Source organism: Bradyrhizobium sp. MOS001, from assembly GCF_004634465.1.
GTDB classification, from domain to species: Bacteria; Pseudomonadota; Alphaproteobacteria; order Rhizobiales; family Xanthobacteraceae; genus Bradyrhizobium; species Bradyrhizobium barranii.
This window is the reverse complement of sequence record NZ_SPVJ01000037.1, coordinates 72,209-85,703: the sequence shown is the minus strand read 5'-3', so window position 1 is coordinate 85,703 and position 13,495 is coordinate 72,209. Positions and strand designations below refer to the sequence as shown.

14 protein-coding genes are annotated in these 13,495 nt (G+C 64.5%); 6 read left to right on the top strand and 8 right to left on the bottom strand.

The genetic code is table 11. The features are described from left to right. Positions 1 to 261: 261 nt before the first annotated feature. The 7 genes from CT676_RS32155 to CT676_RS32125 form a co-directional block, all read right to left on the bottom strand. The gene (locus CT676_RS32155) at positions 262 to 966 is read right to left on the bottom strand and encodes a GntR family transcriptional regulator (RefSeq protein ID WP_014492735.1); all 705 of its coding nucleotides are present in this window, start codon (positions 964 to 966) and stop codon (positions 262 to 264) included. Between the two features lie 108 nt (positions 967 to 1,074). Beyond that, positions 1,075 to 1,818 (bottom strand): aspartate/glutamate racemase family protein, encoded by a 744-nt coding sequence (locus CT676_RS32150; protein WP_071910045.1) that lies wholly within the window; start codon positions 1,816 to 1,818, stop codon positions 1,075 to 1,077. Between the two features lie 9 nt (positions 1,819 to 1,827). Further along, positions 1,828 to 3,093, bottom strand: coding sequence for an FAD-binding oxidoreductase (locus CT676_RS32145; RefSeq protein WP_085405271.1), 1,266 nt, complete (start codon positions 3,091 to 3,093; stop codon positions 1,828 to 1,830). A gap of 3 nt (positions 3,094 to 3,096) precedes the next feature. Next, the gene (locus CT676_RS32140) at positions 3,097 to 4,758 is read right to left on the bottom strand and encodes a thiamine pyrophosphate-binding protein (protein WP_085405272.1); all 1,662 of its coding nucleotides are present in this window, start codon (positions 4,756 to 4,758) and stop codon (positions 3,097 to 3,099) included. After that, positions 4,755 to 5,981: a pyridoxal phosphate-dependent aminotransferase gene (locus CT676_RS32135; RefSeq protein WP_085405273.1), complete on the bottom strand. Its 1,227-nt coding sequence runs from the start codon at positions 5,979 to 5,981 to the stop codon at positions 4,755 to 4,757. Before CT676_RS32135 ends, CT676_RS32140 begins: the two co-directional genes overlap by 4 nt. Positions 5,982 to 5,990: 9 nt before the next feature. Continuing rightward, the gene (locus tag CT676_RS32130) at positions 5,991 to 6,344 is read right to left on the bottom strand and encodes a RidA family protein (protein ID WP_085405274.1); all 354 of its coding nucleotides are present in this window, start codon (positions 6,342 to 6,344) and stop codon (positions 5,991 to 5,993) included. A 17-nt stretch (positions 6,345 to 6,361) separates the two neighbouring features. Next, positions 6,362 to 7,279: an NAD(P)-dependent oxidoreductase gene (locus tag CT676_RS32125; protein ID WP_085405275.1), complete on the bottom strand. Its 918-nt coding sequence runs from the start codon at positions 7,277 to 7,279 to the stop codon at positions 6,362 to 6,364. A 237-nt stretch (positions 7,280 to 7,516) separates the two neighbouring features. Between CT676_RS32125 and CT676_RS32120 the strand changes: the two genes are divergently transcribed. Genes CT676_RS32120 through CT676_RS32105 form a run of 4 tightly spaced genes read left to right on the top strand, consistent with a single transcriptional unit; the run spans position 7,517 to position 10,549 of the window. After that, the gene (locus CT676_RS32120) at positions 7,517 to 8,353 is read left to right on the top strand and encodes a transporter substrate-binding domain-containing protein (RefSeq protein ID WP_135216109.1); all 837 of its coding nucleotides are present in this window, start codon (positions 7,517 to 7,519) and stop codon (positions 8,351 to 8,353) included. A gap of 10 nt (positions 8,354 to 8,363) precedes the next feature. After that, entirely contained in the window at positions 8,364 to 9,026 is a 663-nt protein-coding gene (locus tag CT676_RS32115; RefSeq protein WP_135216108.1) for an amino acid ABC transporter permease, read from the top strand. Further along, on the top strand, positions 9,023 to 9,781 hold the full coding sequence (locus CT676_RS32110) for an amino acid ABC transporter ATP-binding protein (RefSeq protein ID WP_085405277.1): 759 nt from the start codon (positions 9,023 to 9,025) through the stop codon (positions 9,779 to 9,781). The genes CT676_RS32115 and CT676_RS32110 overlap by 4 nt, the downstream gene beginning before the upstream one ends. A gap of 39 nt (positions 9,782 to 9,820) precedes the next feature. Then, positions 9,821 to 10,549, top strand: coding sequence for an aspartate/glutamate racemase family protein (locus tag CT676_RS32105; protein ID WP_085405278.1), 729 nt, complete (start codon positions 9,821 to 9,823; stop codon positions 10,547 to 10,549). Between the two features lie 16 nt (positions 10,550 to 10,565). Here the strand turns inward: CT676_RS32105 and CT676_RS32100 are convergent, their stop codons facing one another. Further along, complete coding sequence (locus tag CT676_RS32100; RefSeq protein WP_135216107.1) at positions 10,566 to 10,784, bottom strand: hypothetical protein; 219 nt, start codon at positions 10,782 to 10,784, stop codon at positions 10,566 to 10,568. On the opposite strand from CT676_RS32100, the gene CT676_RS32095 reads away from it, so the two are divergent. Together CT676_RS32095 and CT676_RS32090 are read left to right on the top strand one after the other, a co-directional pair. Then, positions 10,783 to 11,244 (top strand): (2Fe-2S)-binding protein, encoded by a 462-nt coding sequence (locus tag CT676_RS32095; protein WP_167768222.1) that lies wholly within the window; start codon positions 10,783 to 10,785, stop codon positions 11,242 to 11,244. The two genes, CT676_RS32100 and CT676_RS32095, sit on opposite strands and share 2 nt — an antisense overlap. A gap of 1 nt (position 11,245) precedes the next feature. Beyond that, positions 11,246 to 13,495 carry a molybdopterin cofactor-binding domain-containing protein gene (locus CT676_RS32090; protein ID WP_085405279.1) on the top strand — a complete coding sequence of 750 codons (2,250 nt, stop codon included), beginning with the start codon at positions 11,246 to 11,248 and terminating at the stop codon, positions 13,493 to 13,495.

Sequence of the window (13,495 nt, the reverse complement as noted above, 5' to 3'; positions counted from 1 at the left end):
CAACTACAGATCTTGCCAGGCAATTGCCGGGACCAGGGCACTCGCTCCTGACGTCTTCAGCCTCAAGAGCCGATAACGCAACAGGCCCCTTGTGGGAGAGGGCATCACCGCAGGAAGATACAAACTCATTGGGGTGAGGGGTATCTCTCGGCGCATTCATATGCATCGATATGCGCGGAGAGATACCCCTCATCCGGCGCTTCGCGCCACCTTCTCCCACAAGGGGAGAAGGGAAGAGACACTGTCGCTTGGACTAGCGACTCAATTCGCCGCAGACCTCGCCGCAGCCGGCATGTAGATCTGCGCGTAGCCTTCCTTGATCGCCGAGGTGATGCGATCCAATCGGCGGTCGATGTGCTTCTCCAGCACCGAGACGCAGGCCTCTTCGTCGCGCGCTTTCAGTCCTTCGACGACAGCGCGGTGCTCGGCCTGGGTGTTGGAGCGGTTGATGCGGTCCATGTCGATCCAGCGCACGAAGCGGATGCGGGCGTTGACGTTGCGCAGCACGCGCAGCATCTCGGCGTTGTTCGACATCCCCATCAGCCGCTCGTGAAAGGTCTCGTCGAGTTCGACCAGCTCCACCGACGAACGCTCGCCGGGATCGGGACCGGTGGCTTCGAGGAATTTCAGGAGCGCGTCGATGTCCTCGTCCCTGGCGCGCTTGATGGCAAGGCGGATCGAGGCGACCTCGATCGACTTGCGCAGCTCGTAGAGATCGAAGATCTCGTGCGCGTCGAGCTCGCGGCAGAAGAAGCCCTTGCCCGGCGTGAAGCGCAGGAAGCCTTCGGTGTTGAGACGGTTGAGCGCTTCGCGCAGCGGCGTGCGGCTGACGCCGAGGCGTTTTGCCAGCTCGCCCTCGTTGAGCCGTTCGCCCGGCTTGAACTCATAGCTCACGGCCATCGCCTTGAGCTGTTCATAGACGCGATCGACGATACTATCGGAAGCCAGTTCCACGTTGCTCTTCATAAGCTGCATTCATGCCCGAACACAGCCCAATATACCGGGGCTGCATGGACGATTGCAATCCAAACAGCTGCCTAGCACATCTTGTGCATAGCTTTGCGACAGCCGGGCTCAGGCAAACGCGCGCGGGCGCAGTCCAGCATGAAACCAGGTGATCATGGAATAGATGTCGTAGACCGGCAGGCCAACTTCGGCCTGCAGAGCTGCCGCATAAGGCGGCATGTTGGTGCATTCGAGCACGATGGCGCCGACATCCGGATTTTTCGCGACCAGCTCCTTGCCCGCCTCGACCACGTCACGCTCGGCCTGGGCCACATCCATGTCATCCTTCTCGGCCTTGATCAGGACGCGAAAGAATTCCTTGCCGTGCTCGGTGCCGACCAGTGGCGTATCGAGCGGCACGCCGGCGCCTTCGAGATGGGCCGGCGTCAAGGTCGAACCTGATACCGTGACGAGGCCGACGCGCTTGCCTGGCGGCAAGGTCGCCTGCACCCACGGCACCTGCATCAGCGACGAGGTCGCAACGGGAACGCCGACGGCGGCCGCGATCTCCTTCTGAAACAGCGAGAGGAAGCCGCAATTGGTGGTGATGGCTTCCGCGCCCAACCGGACCAGATCCTTCGCCGCCTCGATGAAATCCGGCAGCAGGCCGGCGGCGCCCTTCAGCACCACCTTCTCCGGCGACGCGCCGCTCACCACGCGATAGAGCACGGGGAACGGCCAGGTCGTGCCGTTGCCCATGTCGCCGGGAATGCGGGGAAAGCGCGCTTCCAGCATCAAAATGCCGAGCGGCGCGCCATAGATGGCCTTGCCGCCGCGGGCGATGCGAGAGGACGAGTTGGCTGGATAGGTCATGGTGCGTTCTCAGAGGAAGCGAGTGGGCGCGAACGGCGCAAGCGGGATCTCCGGCTGCTTGCCGCTCAGGAGCTGGGCGACCAGACGGCCGGTGCGCGCCGATCCGACCAGGCCGACATGGCCATGGCCGAAGGCGTAGACGATATCGCACGAGGCACGCGCATGGCCGATGCAGGGCAGCCCATCCGGCATGCTCGGCCGATGGCCGAACCAGGTTTTGATGCGCGAATCTGGAATATCCTTCGGCAGTTTCGGGAACATGCTGAAGAGGTTGTTGCGCAGGATTTCGGCGCGCTTCCAGTTCGGCGCGGCCTCGAGGCCCGCGATCTCGACCGTGCCGGCGGCGCGCAGGCCCTTGTCGGTCCAGTTCACCACCATGCTGACGTCGGACGCCATCATCGAGCTGCGCGGACCCGATTCCGGGTTCTCGATCATGACGTGATAGCCGCGCTCGGTTTCGAGCGGCAAGGGATCGCCGACGGATGCGGTGAGCTGTTTTGACCGCGCGCCGGCGGCGACCACCGCGGCATCGCAAGCAATCTCACCGGTCTCGGTGAGAACGGCAACGAGCTTGTTGCCTGAAAGCTTCAGACCGGTCGCCCTGGCATGAACGAGCTTGGCACCGCTCGCGAGCGCATGCTGGGCCAGCGCCGCAACGTAAGCGCCGGGATCACGGCAGCGTCCGGCCTCCTCCACCACCACGCCAAAGGTGTAGCGCGGATGCAGATCCGGCTCGCGCTGACGCATCTCGTCGGCGTTCAGCTCCATCCATTCGACGCCGACTTTCTTGCGCAGGCGCCAGCCGAGATTGCTGTCGAAATTGCCGCGCGACGGGAATACGTGCATCACGCCGTTGCGCTCGACCAACTCGGGCACGCCCGCTTCTTCCGCGAGCTTCTTGTGCAGCAGCGGCGCGTCCTTCAGCAGATCGCGCAGCGCAAACGCCGTCTTCTCGACCCGTGCCTCGGTCCAGCCGGAGAGCAAATACTTGACCAGCCAGGGCAGCGCCTTCGGCAAGTAAGACCAGCGGATCGCGAGCGGGCCGAGCGGGTCCATCAGATAACCCGGCACCTTCTTCCAGAGGCCCGGCTCGGCCGGCGGAATCACCGAATGGGAGGAGAGCCAGCCGGCATTGCCGTAGCTCGCCGCCTGTTCGCCACCGGGCTCGCCTGCGTCGATCAGCGTGACGCGATGCCCCTCGCGCAGCGCCTCGATGGCGCTGATCACGCCGACCGCGCCGGCTCCGATGATAGCGACGTGGCGGCCTTCCGACATCGGCTACGCCTTCACCGCCGGCGCGAAATCCTTGCCGACCGAGATCGCGCGCGGATCGATGATGCAGTGGAGGATCGACGGCTTGCCCGAAGCGAGCGCGCGCTCGAACGCCGGCGCAAACTCTTCGGTGCGCTCGACGCGCTCGCCATGGCCACCGAATGCCTTCGCATACATCGCAAAGTCAGGGTTCTTGAGCTGAGTTCCGACCACGCGGCCAGGATAATCACGCTCCTGGTGCATACGGATGGTGCCGTATTGCGAGTTGTCGACGACGATGACCACCAGCGGCGCGTCGTACTGCACGGCGGTCGCGAATTCCTGGCCATTCATCAGGAAGCAGCCATCACCGGCAAAGGCGACGACGACGCGATCCGGATATTGCCGCTTTGCAAGCACCGCAGCCGGCACGCCATATCCCATCGAGCCCGAAGTCGGCGCGAGCTGGGCGGCAAAGCTGTGGAAACGGTGATGGCGATGGATCCAGCCGGCATAGTTGCCGGCGCCGTTGCAGACGATCGCGTCCTTCGGCAGGCGGTCGCGGAGCCAGGTCATGACCTGGCCGTACTGGAATGTGCCCGGCAGCTCACGCGCCTTGTCGGTCCAGGCGAGGTAATCGGCATGCGCCTTGGCGGCCTCGCCCTTCCAGGCAACGGCGCCAGCGGGCTTCAGCGTCTCGACGGCGGCCGCGAACGCGGCAGGCGTCGCCTGGATCGCGAGCTCAGGCTGGTAGATGCGCCCGAGCTCTTCCGAGCCCGGATGCACGTGGATCAGCTTCTGCTTCGGCGTCGGGATATCGAACAGCGTGTAGGACGAGGACGGCATCTCCGACATGCGGCCGCCGATCAGGAGAATGACGTCGGCGTTGTCGATGCGCGCCTTCAGGCCCGGGCTCGGCCCGATGCCGAGATCGCCGGCATAATGCGAATGATCGGCATCGATCAGCGAGGCCCGGCGGAACGAGGTCGCGACCGGCAGGTCGAACCGTTCGGCGAAGCGCGCGATGCTCTTGGTCGCCTCATCCGTCCAGCGCGAGCCGCCGAGGATGACGAGCGGCGCCTTGGCGCTCGCGAGCATGGCGCCGACGCGCTCGAGATCTGATGGTGCCGGCCAGCTCACGGCCGGCTCGATGCGCATGGCGTCGGCAACGGCCGCCGTCTCGGTCAGCATGTTCTCCGGCAGCGCGATCACCACGGGGCCCGGACGGCCCTGCATGGCGACGCGGAAGGCACGCGCGACCAGCTCCGGAATGCGATCGGGGCGATCGATCTCGACGGCCCATTTCGCCATGGTGCCGAACACCGCCTTGTAGTCGAGCTCCTGGAACGCCTCGCGCTCGCGCATGCCGGTGTCGACCTGCCCGACGAACAGGATCATCGGCGTCGAATCCTGCATCGCGATGTGGACGCCGTGGCTGGCATTGGTGGCACCGGGGCCGCGGGTGACGAAGCAGATTCCGGGACGGCCGGTGAGCTTGCCATAGGCTTCCGCCATCATCGCAGCACCACCCTCGGCGCGGCAGATCACGACGTCGATCGGGCTGTCATGCAGCGCGTCGAGTGCCGCGAGGTAGCTCTCGCCCGGCACGCAGGTGACGCGCTCGACGCCTTGGGCGACGAGCTGATCGATCAGGATCTGGCCCCCGGTGCGGGTGTTGCGAATGGTCATGACAGCTCCCTGCAGGCTTTGGCGATGCGCATCACGGCCTCGCGCAAGTTTTGTTCCGAGGTGGCGTAGGACAGGCGGAAATAAGGTGCAAGGCCGAAACAGCTGCCCGGCACCACGGCCACGTCATGCCTCTCCAGCAGGAAGCGGCAGAACGCGGCGTCGCTATCGATAACGGTCCCATCCGGCGTGCGGCGGCCGATCAGGCCGGCGCAGCTCGCATAGGTATAGAACGCCCCTTCCGGCCGGCGGCAGCTGACGCCGTCGATGGCGTTGAGCGCATCGACCACGATGTCTCGGCGGCGCTGGAACGCGGCACGGCGCTCGATCAGCACGTCCTGCGGGCCGGTCAGCGCGGCGATCGCAGCGGCCTGGCTCACCGAGGAGGGATTGGTCGTGCTCTGGCTCTGCACCACCGCCATCGCTGCGATCAATTCGCGCGGGCCGCCGCCATAGCCGACGCGCCAGCCGGTCATGGCGTAGGCCTTGGAAACACCATTCACGGTCAGCGTGCGTGATTTCAGGCTCGGCTCGAGCGCCGCTGCGGTCACGAACGGCATGCCGTCATAGATCAGGTGCTCGTAGATATCGTCCGCCATCAACCAGACATGCGGATGGCGCTTGAGCACATCCAGGATCGGGCGAAGCTGCGCGGCCGAATAGGCGGCTCCGGTCGGATTGGACGGCGAGTTCAGCAGCAGCCAGCGCGTCTTCGGCGTGATCGCGCGTTCGAGATCGGCGGCGTCGAGGCGAAACCCGTTCTCCTCGCGGCAGAGCACGTCCACCGGCGTGCCGTCGGCGATGCGCACCATGTCGGCATAGCTGGTCCAATAGGGCGCGGCGAGGATGACCTCGTCCCCGGGGCTGAGCGTCGCCATGAAGGCGTTGTGGATCACCTGCTTGGCGCCGGCGCCTGCGGTGATCTCGTCGGCGGCATAGACGAGATCGTTCTCGCGGCGGAATTTCTCGGCGATCGCCGCCTTCAATTCCACGGTGCCGTCGAGGATGGTGTATTTGGTCTGGCCGGCGCGGATGGCGCGCTCGGCCGCGTCCTTGGCATGATCAGGCGTATCGAAGTCAGGCTCGCCGGCGCCCAGCACGATCACCGGTCGCCCCTCACGCTTCAGCCGCTGCGCGACCGCGCCGATCTTGAGGATCTCGGAGACGCCGATCGCGCTGATGCGCTGGGCGGGACGGAAGGTCGATGCGGGCGCCTGGACAGTCACGGCCGAGCCTCAACTGCGCGCGGCGATCGCGATCACCTCGATACGGAAGGCGGGATCGGCAAGCTCGACCTTGCCGCAAGCGCGGGTCGGCGTGTTGCCGGGCACGACCCAGGCATCATAGACCGCATTCATGGCGTCGAAATCGTCCATGTTCTTGAGCCAGACCTGCACGCTGAGCAGGCGGGACTTGTCGGTGCCGGCGCGCGCCAGCATGTCGTCGACCTTCGCCAGCGCCTCTTTCGTTTGCTGGGTGATATCAGCGGCCTTGGTATCCGCCACCTGACCTGCGAGGAAGACGAGATCGCCGAACACGGAAGCGCGGCTGCGGCGGGCGTTCTGGTCGATGCGAGTGATATCCGACATGGGATGTCCTTATGTCTTTACTTGCCGGTGGCGATGATGCGGCGGCAGTGGTCGAGCGCCGCGCCGATGAGATTGTCACTCGCCTCGGGCGTGCGGAACGCCGAATGCGCCGATAGCGTCACGTTCGGCAGCTTGGTCACGGGATGACCGGCGGGAAGCGGCTCGACGGTGAAGACGTCGAGGCCGGCATGGGCGATGTGGCCGGAGCGCAGCGCATCCAGCATTGCGTCTTCATCGACCACAGCGCCGCGCGCCGTGTTGATCAGAATGCTGCCGGGGCGCATCTGCGCGATGCGCTCGCGCGACAGGAAACCCTTGGTCTCGTCGTTGAGCAAGAGATGCAGCGAGACGACGTGGCTCTCGGCGAGCAGCTTCTGCAGCGAGACGAACTCGACGCCGGGATGGGTCTTCGGCGTCCTGTTCCAGGCGATCACCTTCATGCCGCAGCCCGCCGCCATGCGCGCGGCTTCCGCCGCGATGCCGCCGAAGCCGATCAGGCCGAGCGTCTTGCCGGTGAGCTGCATCGCGTCACGGCGCAGCCAGTTGCCCTCGCGCATGCCGCGGTCCATCTCGCCAAAATTTCGCGCAGACGCCCACATCAGCGCGATCGCGCATTCGGCAACGGCCGTATCGCCATAACCCTTGATGGTGTGGACGGAGACGCCGCGCTCAGCGAGCTCTTCCGGATTCATGTAGCTGCGCGCGCCGGTGCCGAGGAAGACGACGTGCTTCAGCTTCGCGCATTTCTCGGCAATCGCTGATGGCACCGCCGTGTGGTCGACGATCATGATCTCGGCATCGCCGAGCAGGCCGGGCAGATCGTCGGGCTTGATCGAGGGATTGCGGTTGATGCTGACCGGCAGCTTCTGCGAGGCCAGCAGCTTGTCGGTCACCGCCGCCAGGGTCTCGTTCGCATCGACGAATAGGGCGCGCACAGGCCTCTCCTTCAGCTCACTTCCGTATTGCGTTCAGTCTTGTATTCAGACTTAAATGCAATTTACAACCCCTCCCCATCAGGAATTTTGCGCAATCCTGCCAAGATATTGGGCTCATTTCTGCCTTGCCGCCCAAATGGCCAGCAAGTCGAAATACCGTATTGCATTTTATCCTGAATACAGAAATAGTCCAGAGGCCGGACACGATCCGACCCAGATTCCAGGGAGACAGAGACCATGAATCGCAGGGATGCTCTCACCACAGTCGCGCTGGCAGGCGCAGCGATCGCCGCCGCGAGCGGCTCGGCCAAGGCCGATGCGCCGGCCTCCACGCTCGACCGCATCAAGAAGAATGGCGTGCTGCGCGTCGCCGTCATCGTCGGCCAGGAGCCCTATTTCCATAAGGACCTCGCCACCAACGAATGGTCGGGCGCCTGCATCGACATGGCCAAGGACATCGCCGGCAAGCTGGGCGCCAAGGTCGAGACGCTGGAATCGACCTGGGGCAACCAGATCCTCGATCTCCAGGCCGACAAGGTCGACCTCGCCTTCGCCGTGAACCCGACGCCGGAGCGCGCGCTCGTCATCGACTTCTCGACGCCGATCCTGGTGCACTCCTTCACCGTCATCACCAAGAAGGGCTTTGCCAAGCCGCAGACCTGGGCCGAGCTCAACAAGCCCGAGGTCAAGATCGCCGTCGATATCGGCTCGACCCACGAGACGATCGCGCGCCGCTACTGCCCGAAGGCGACCATCCTCGGCTTCAAGAACCGCGACGAGGCGATCCTGGCGGTTGCGACCGGCCGCGCCGACTGCAACGTCTCGCTGGCGGTGCTTTCGGTCTCGACGCTGAAGAAGAACCCGAACCTCGGCGATCTCGCCATTCCGCGCCCGCTGCTGACGCTGCCGACCAACATGGGCATCCGCGCCGAGAGCGACCGCCGCTACAAGGATTTCCTCAGCGCCTGGGCCGACTACAACCGCGCGATGGGCCAGACCCGCGAATGGATGCTCAAGGGTTTTGAGGCGGTCGGCCTCACCGCCGACGATCTCCCGCCCGAAGTGCAGTTCTGACGGTCGATCGATGTACGTCTGGGACTTCGCGGCGCTCAAGCCGTATTGGGGCCTGATCTGCCAAGGGCTCCTGGTCACCGTGTATTACACGGTGACCACGGTGGTCGCGGGTCTCGCCATCGGACTGTTCGTCGGCATCCTGCGCACGACGGCACCGCGCTGGGTCACGGTGCCGTTGCGTCTCTATATCGAGGTGTTCCGCTGCACGCCGCTGCTGGTGCAGCTGATCTGGGTCTACTACGCCCTGCCCGTGCTGATCGGCGTCGACATGTCGCCGGCGATGGCCTGCTTCATCGCGCTGTCGCTCTATGCCGGCTCGTTCTATGCGGAAATCTTCCGTGGCGGCATCGAGGCCGTCGACACCGGCCAGTGGGAGGCCGGCCGCGCCATCGGCATGCGCCGCGGCAAGATCTTTCGCCGCATCGTGCTGCCGCAGGCGACGCAGGTGATGATCCCCTCCATCATCAACCAGACCATCATGCAGCTCAAGAACACCTCGCTGGTGTCGGTGGTCGCGGTCGGTGACCTGCTTTACCAGGGCACTGTCATCACGGCGTCGAGCTACAAGCCGCTCGAGGTCTACACCACGATCGCCGTGCTCTATTTCGTCGTGCTGTTCCCGCTGACGCTGGTCGCTGATAGGGTCGAGCTGAGGATGGGAGCGCACCGATGAGTGCTCTGATCGCTGACAACATCCACAAGGCGTTCGGCGACCACGAGGTGCTCAAGGGCGTCTCGCTCTCGGTCGCACGCGGCGAGGTCGTCACCCTGATCGGCGCCTCCGGCTCCGGCAAGTCCACCTTCCTGCGCTGCCTGAACCTCCTGGAAATGCCGCAGCAGGGCGAGCTTGCGATCGGCACGCACAAATTCGCCTTCGGCAAAGGCATGCGCGCCGCCGGCGATGCGCAGCTCGCGCTGCTTCGGCGCAGCGTCGGCATGGTGTTCCAGCATTTCAACCTGTTCCCGCACATGTCGGTGCTCGCAAACGTCACAGAGGGGCCGGTGCAGGTGAAGGGCATGGCGCGAAACGAAGCCGATGCGCTCGGCCGCGATCTGCTCGCCAAGGTCGGCCTCGCCGACAAGGCCGATGCCTTTCCGAGCCGCCTGTCCGGCGGCCAGAAGCAGCGCGTCGCGATCGCGCGCGCGCTCGCCATGAAGCCGGACGTGATGCTGTTCGACGAGCCGACCTCGGCGCTCGATCCCGAGCTTGTCGGCGAAGTCCTCTCCGTCATCCGCAGCCTTGCGAGCGAAGGCATGACCATGGTGCTGGTGACGCACGAGATGGCCTTCGCCGCCGACGTCTCCACCCGCGTCGGCTTCATGAACGACGGCATCATGGCCGAGATCGGCACGCCCGAAGAGACCATCCGCCAGCCCCGCAGCGAACGGCTGAAGTCCTTCCTCAGCCGGTTTCACGAGACGCATTAGACTGCCTGGCACGACCTTTCCGAATCGGTGGGGACACCCATGAAACTCCGCGGCGGCTTCACGAATTACGGCGAGACGATCGGCATCCTGATGCTCGATACCCGCTTCCCGCGCCCGCGCGGCGACATCGGCAATGCGCTCTCCTATGATTTCCCGGTGCGCTACAAGATCGTGCGCGGCGCACACGCCACAAGGATCATGGGCGACCATCCCGATCCCGCCCTGCTCGAGCCGTTCATCGCGGCGGCCCGCGAGCTGGAAGCCGACGGCGTCAAGGCGATCACGACGAGCTGTGGCTTCCTCGCGCCATTCCAGAAACAACTCGCGGCCGCCGTGAACATCCCGGTCTTCACCTCGAGCCTGATCCAGGCACCGTTGATCCATGCCATGCTGCCGCCGGGCAAGGTCATCGGCATCTTCACCGAACGCGGCCACCACATGAACGAGGGGCATTTCCGCGGTGTCGGCTGGTCGCCGGACGAGATCCCCGTCCAGATCCAGGGCATGAAGCCCGATGCGCAGTTTCCCGCAACCTACATTCTCGGCCGCGAGGAACTGGACACCGACGTCCTCCGCGCCGAGATGATCGAGATGACGGAAGCCTTCATGGCGTCCTGCAAAAACCCGGGTGCGATCCTGTTCGAATGCACCAACATGTGCCCGTTCTCGCGGGACGTCGCCGAAGTCTCGGGCCTTCCGGTGTTCGACATCAACACGTTGATCAACTTCTTCTATCGCGCGGCCCATCCCGTGCCATTCTTGCGCTGATCGCCCTTCCAGACGATCAGCGGCAATTGAATCGATTGTCAATCGCGCCAAAGGCGCGGCAAAAATTCACACCATACTCTTCGTGCGAATTCGCAAATGCTGCGGGGTCGTCGTTTGACAGCATCGGCGCTTGCGCGGCACGCTGACCACGCCGGTCCAACCTTCGACGACGCTCGCTGGAGCGTGCCTGTTCGACCTCACGTCCCGCGAGGACGCGCGAAAGGAACATCGACATGATCGAGCTCACGGTCAACGGGACCAAGCGCCAGGTCGACGTCGTTCCCGAGATGCCCCTGCTCTGGGTGCTCCGCGACGAGCTCGGCATCACCAGTCCGAAATATGGCTGCGGCGTCGCGCAATGCGGTGCCTGCACCGTCCAGATCGACGGAGCCGCCGTGCGATCCTGCCAGGCCCGCATCGGCGATCTCGCCGGCAAGTCGGTCGTCACGCTCGAAGGATTGGACAACAGGGAGCAGCATCCCGTTCTGCAGGCCTGGATCGAGCATCAGGTTCCGCAATGCGGCTACTGCCAGACCGGCCAGATCATGCAGGCCATCTCGCTGCTTGGATTGATCGACAAGCCGACGGACGAGGACATCAACGAGGTGATGTCCGGCAACCTCTGCCGTTGCGGCACCTACCCGCGCATTCGCACCGCGATCCACGCGGCTGCCGCAAAGATGGTGGGGAAGTGAAATGGGACACCAGACGCTTTCCCGCCGCGCCTTCGTTTTCGGCTCTGCCGCCGTGGCTGGCGGCATCGCATTCGGCGCCTACAGCGACATCGCGCAAGCCGCGACTGCCAGCGAAAATCCACTGACCGCGGGCCTTGCGCCGAATTCCGTGACCTTCAATCCCTGGGTCGAGATCAGCCCCGAAAAAATCACGCTGATCGCCCAGCACGCCGATATCGGCCAGGGCGTCGGCTCGGTGCAGCCGATCATGATCGCCGAAGAGATGGACCTCGAGCCCGGCCAGTTCGAAGTCCGATTTGCAGGCCCGAGCCCGGCGTATTTCAACACCGGCTTCGCCGACGAGTTCGCGCCGTTCGTGGCCGCGGACCAAAGTCCCGCCGCCGAGGAAGCGCGCGCCAAGACGCTCGAATGGCTGAGAGAGTCCGGCCTGCAGATGACCGGCGGGTCGAGTACGCTGCCGGACACCTATGAAAAGCTGCGCGTTGCCGGCGCGGTCGCGCGCGAGACGTTGAAGGCCGCCGCTGCCAAGCGTTCGGGTGTCGCCGTGGCCGACCTGCGCACCCAATCAGGCCATGTGATCCTGCCCAACGGCACCAAGATCGCCTACGTCGATCTCTCCGCGGACGCCGCAAAGATTCCGCCGGTGCTCGATGCCAAGCCGCGCGATCCGTCGAAATGGCGCATGCTGGGCAAGCCGATGATGCGCCTCGACGTTCGCGCGAAGGTCTTGGGCGAGCTGAAGTTCGGCATCGACCAGAAGATGGACGGCATGCTGTATGCCGCCGTCAAGCTGAACCCTGGCAAGGGCCAGCCCCTGAAGTCATACGACGCCGGCAAGGCGCGATCGATGCCGGGGGTCAAGAAGATCCTGGAAATCAAGAATGGCGTCGCGGTGATCGCCACGAACAGCTGGTACGCGATGAAGGCGGTCGACGCCGTCACTTGCGAGTGGGCGCCCTCGGCCTATCCCGCCGAGCAGGCGGATCATTGGAAGGTTCTTGAATCCTCGTTCAAGCCTGAATTCCTGGGCAAGGAGTGGCGGAAGATCGGCGATATCGAAGCCGGGCTGAAGACGGGCAAGCTTGTCGAGGCCGAATATCGCGCGCCCTATGTGGGGCATCAGCCGCTCGAGCCGTTGAACGGGATCGGCCTCGTCACCGACAAGGGGATGGAGATCTGGGTCGGCCATCAGAGCCCCCGTTTCGTGCAATATGTCGCGGCGACGGCGATTGGCCTCAAGCCGGAACAGATCACCTTCCACAATCAGTGGACGGGTGGAAGCTTTGGCCACCGTCTCGAGTACGAGAACGTCCGCGTTCTCGCCGAGATCGCCAATCAGATGAAGGGAACGCCGATCAAGCTGGTGTTCTCGCGCGAGGAGGATTTCCTCCAGGACATTCCGCGGCAGATTGCGATCGCCCGGCACCGAGGCAGCATCGACAAGAGCAAGATCGTCGCAGCCGATCTGCAACTGGCCTCGACTGCTCCGCTCAAGGGGCTGCTCGAGCGTTCGGGCACACCCTCGAAGGATCCCGATGGGCAATTGGCTGCCGGCCTGTGGAATGTCTATTACGACATCCCCAATTTCCGGGCCACAAGCTACGAGGCGCAAGGACTTTCGCCTAGCACCACGTGGCGGTCGGTCGGCGCCTCGACATCGGGCTTCTTCACCGAAAGCTTCATCGACGAGCTGATCCACGCGGCGGGTCTCGATCCCATGAAGGCGCGCATCGCGATGTGCACCGTGCCGCATTATCGCAAGGTGCTGGAAACGGTCGCGGAGATGTCGGACTGGAAGGGACCACTCGGAAACGGCAGGGGCCGCGGCGTCGCGTTCGTTGAATCCTTCGGCACGCCGACAGCCGAAGTCGTCGAAGTCACGAAGACGGAGCGAGGCATCAGGATCGACAAGGTCTGGGTCGCTGTCGACGTCGGCAAGGTGGTCGATCCCGTCAACTTCGAGAACCAGGTGCAGGGCGGCGTCATCTGGGGCCTCGGCCACGCCATCAATTGCGAGCTCACCTACGCCAAGGGCGCGGTGCAGCAGACCAACTACAATCATCACGAAGCGATGCGGATCTACCAATGCCCCGTCATCGAAGTTCGCGGGCTCGAGAACGATCCCAAGGTGAGAGGCGTCGGAGAGCCGCCTGTTCCGCCAGCCGCCCCTGCACTCGCCAACGCTATCTTCGCCGCGACCGGGCAGCGCATCCGCGAAATGCCTTTCAACAAGTTCATCGATTTCGTGTGA

Excerpts from the sequence above, each read along its gene's own strand:
- CT676_RS32155 (WP_014492735.1), bottom strand. The coding sequence starts at position 966 with ATGAAGAGCAACGTGGAACTGGCTTCCGATAGTATCGTCGATCGCGTC.
- CT676_RS32150 (WP_071910045.1), bottom strand. The coding sequence starts at position 1,818 with ATGACCTATCCAGCCAACTCGTCCTCTCGCATCGCCCGCGGCGGCAAG.
- CT676_RS32145 (WP_085405271.1), bottom strand. The coding sequence starts at position 3,093 with ATGTCGGAAGGCCGCCACGTCGCTATCATCGGAGCCGGCGCGGTCGGC.
- CT676_RS32140 (WP_085405272.1), bottom strand. The coding sequence starts at position 4,758 with ATGACCATTCGCAACACCCGCACCGGGGGCCAGATCCTGATCGATCAG.
- CT676_RS32130 (WP_085405274.1), bottom strand. The coding sequence starts at position 6,344 with ATGTCGGATATCACTCGCATCGACCAGAACGCCCGCCGCAGCCGCGCT.
- CT676_RS32120 (WP_135216109.1), top strand. The coding sequence starts at position 7,517 with ATGAATCGCAGGGATGCTCTCACCACAGTCGCGCTGGCAGGCGCAGCG.
- CT676_RS32115 (WP_135216108.1), top strand. The coding sequence starts at position 8,364 with ATGTACGTCTGGGACTTCGCGGCGCTCAAGCCGTATTGGGGCCTGATC.
- CT676_RS32110 (WP_085405277.1), top strand. The coding sequence starts at position 9,023 with ATGAGTGCTCTGATCGCTGACAACATCCACAAGGCGTTCGGCGACCAC.
- CT676_RS32105 (WP_085405278.1), top strand. The coding sequence starts at position 9,821 with ATGAAACTCCGCGGCGGCTTCACGAATTACGGCGAGACGATCGGCATC.
- CT676_RS32095 (WP_167768222.1), top strand. The coding sequence starts at position 10,783 with ATGATCGAGCTCACGGTCAACGGGACCAAGCGCCAGGTCGACGTCGTT.
- CT676_RS32100 (WP_135216107.1), bottom strand. The coding sequence starts at position 10,784 with ATGTCGATGTTCCTTTCGCGCGTCCTCGCGGGACGTGAGGTCGAACAG.
- CT676_RS32090 (WP_085405279.1), top strand. The coding sequence starts at position 11,246 with ATGGGACACCAGACGCTTTCCCGCCGCGCCTTCGTTTTCGGCTCTGCC.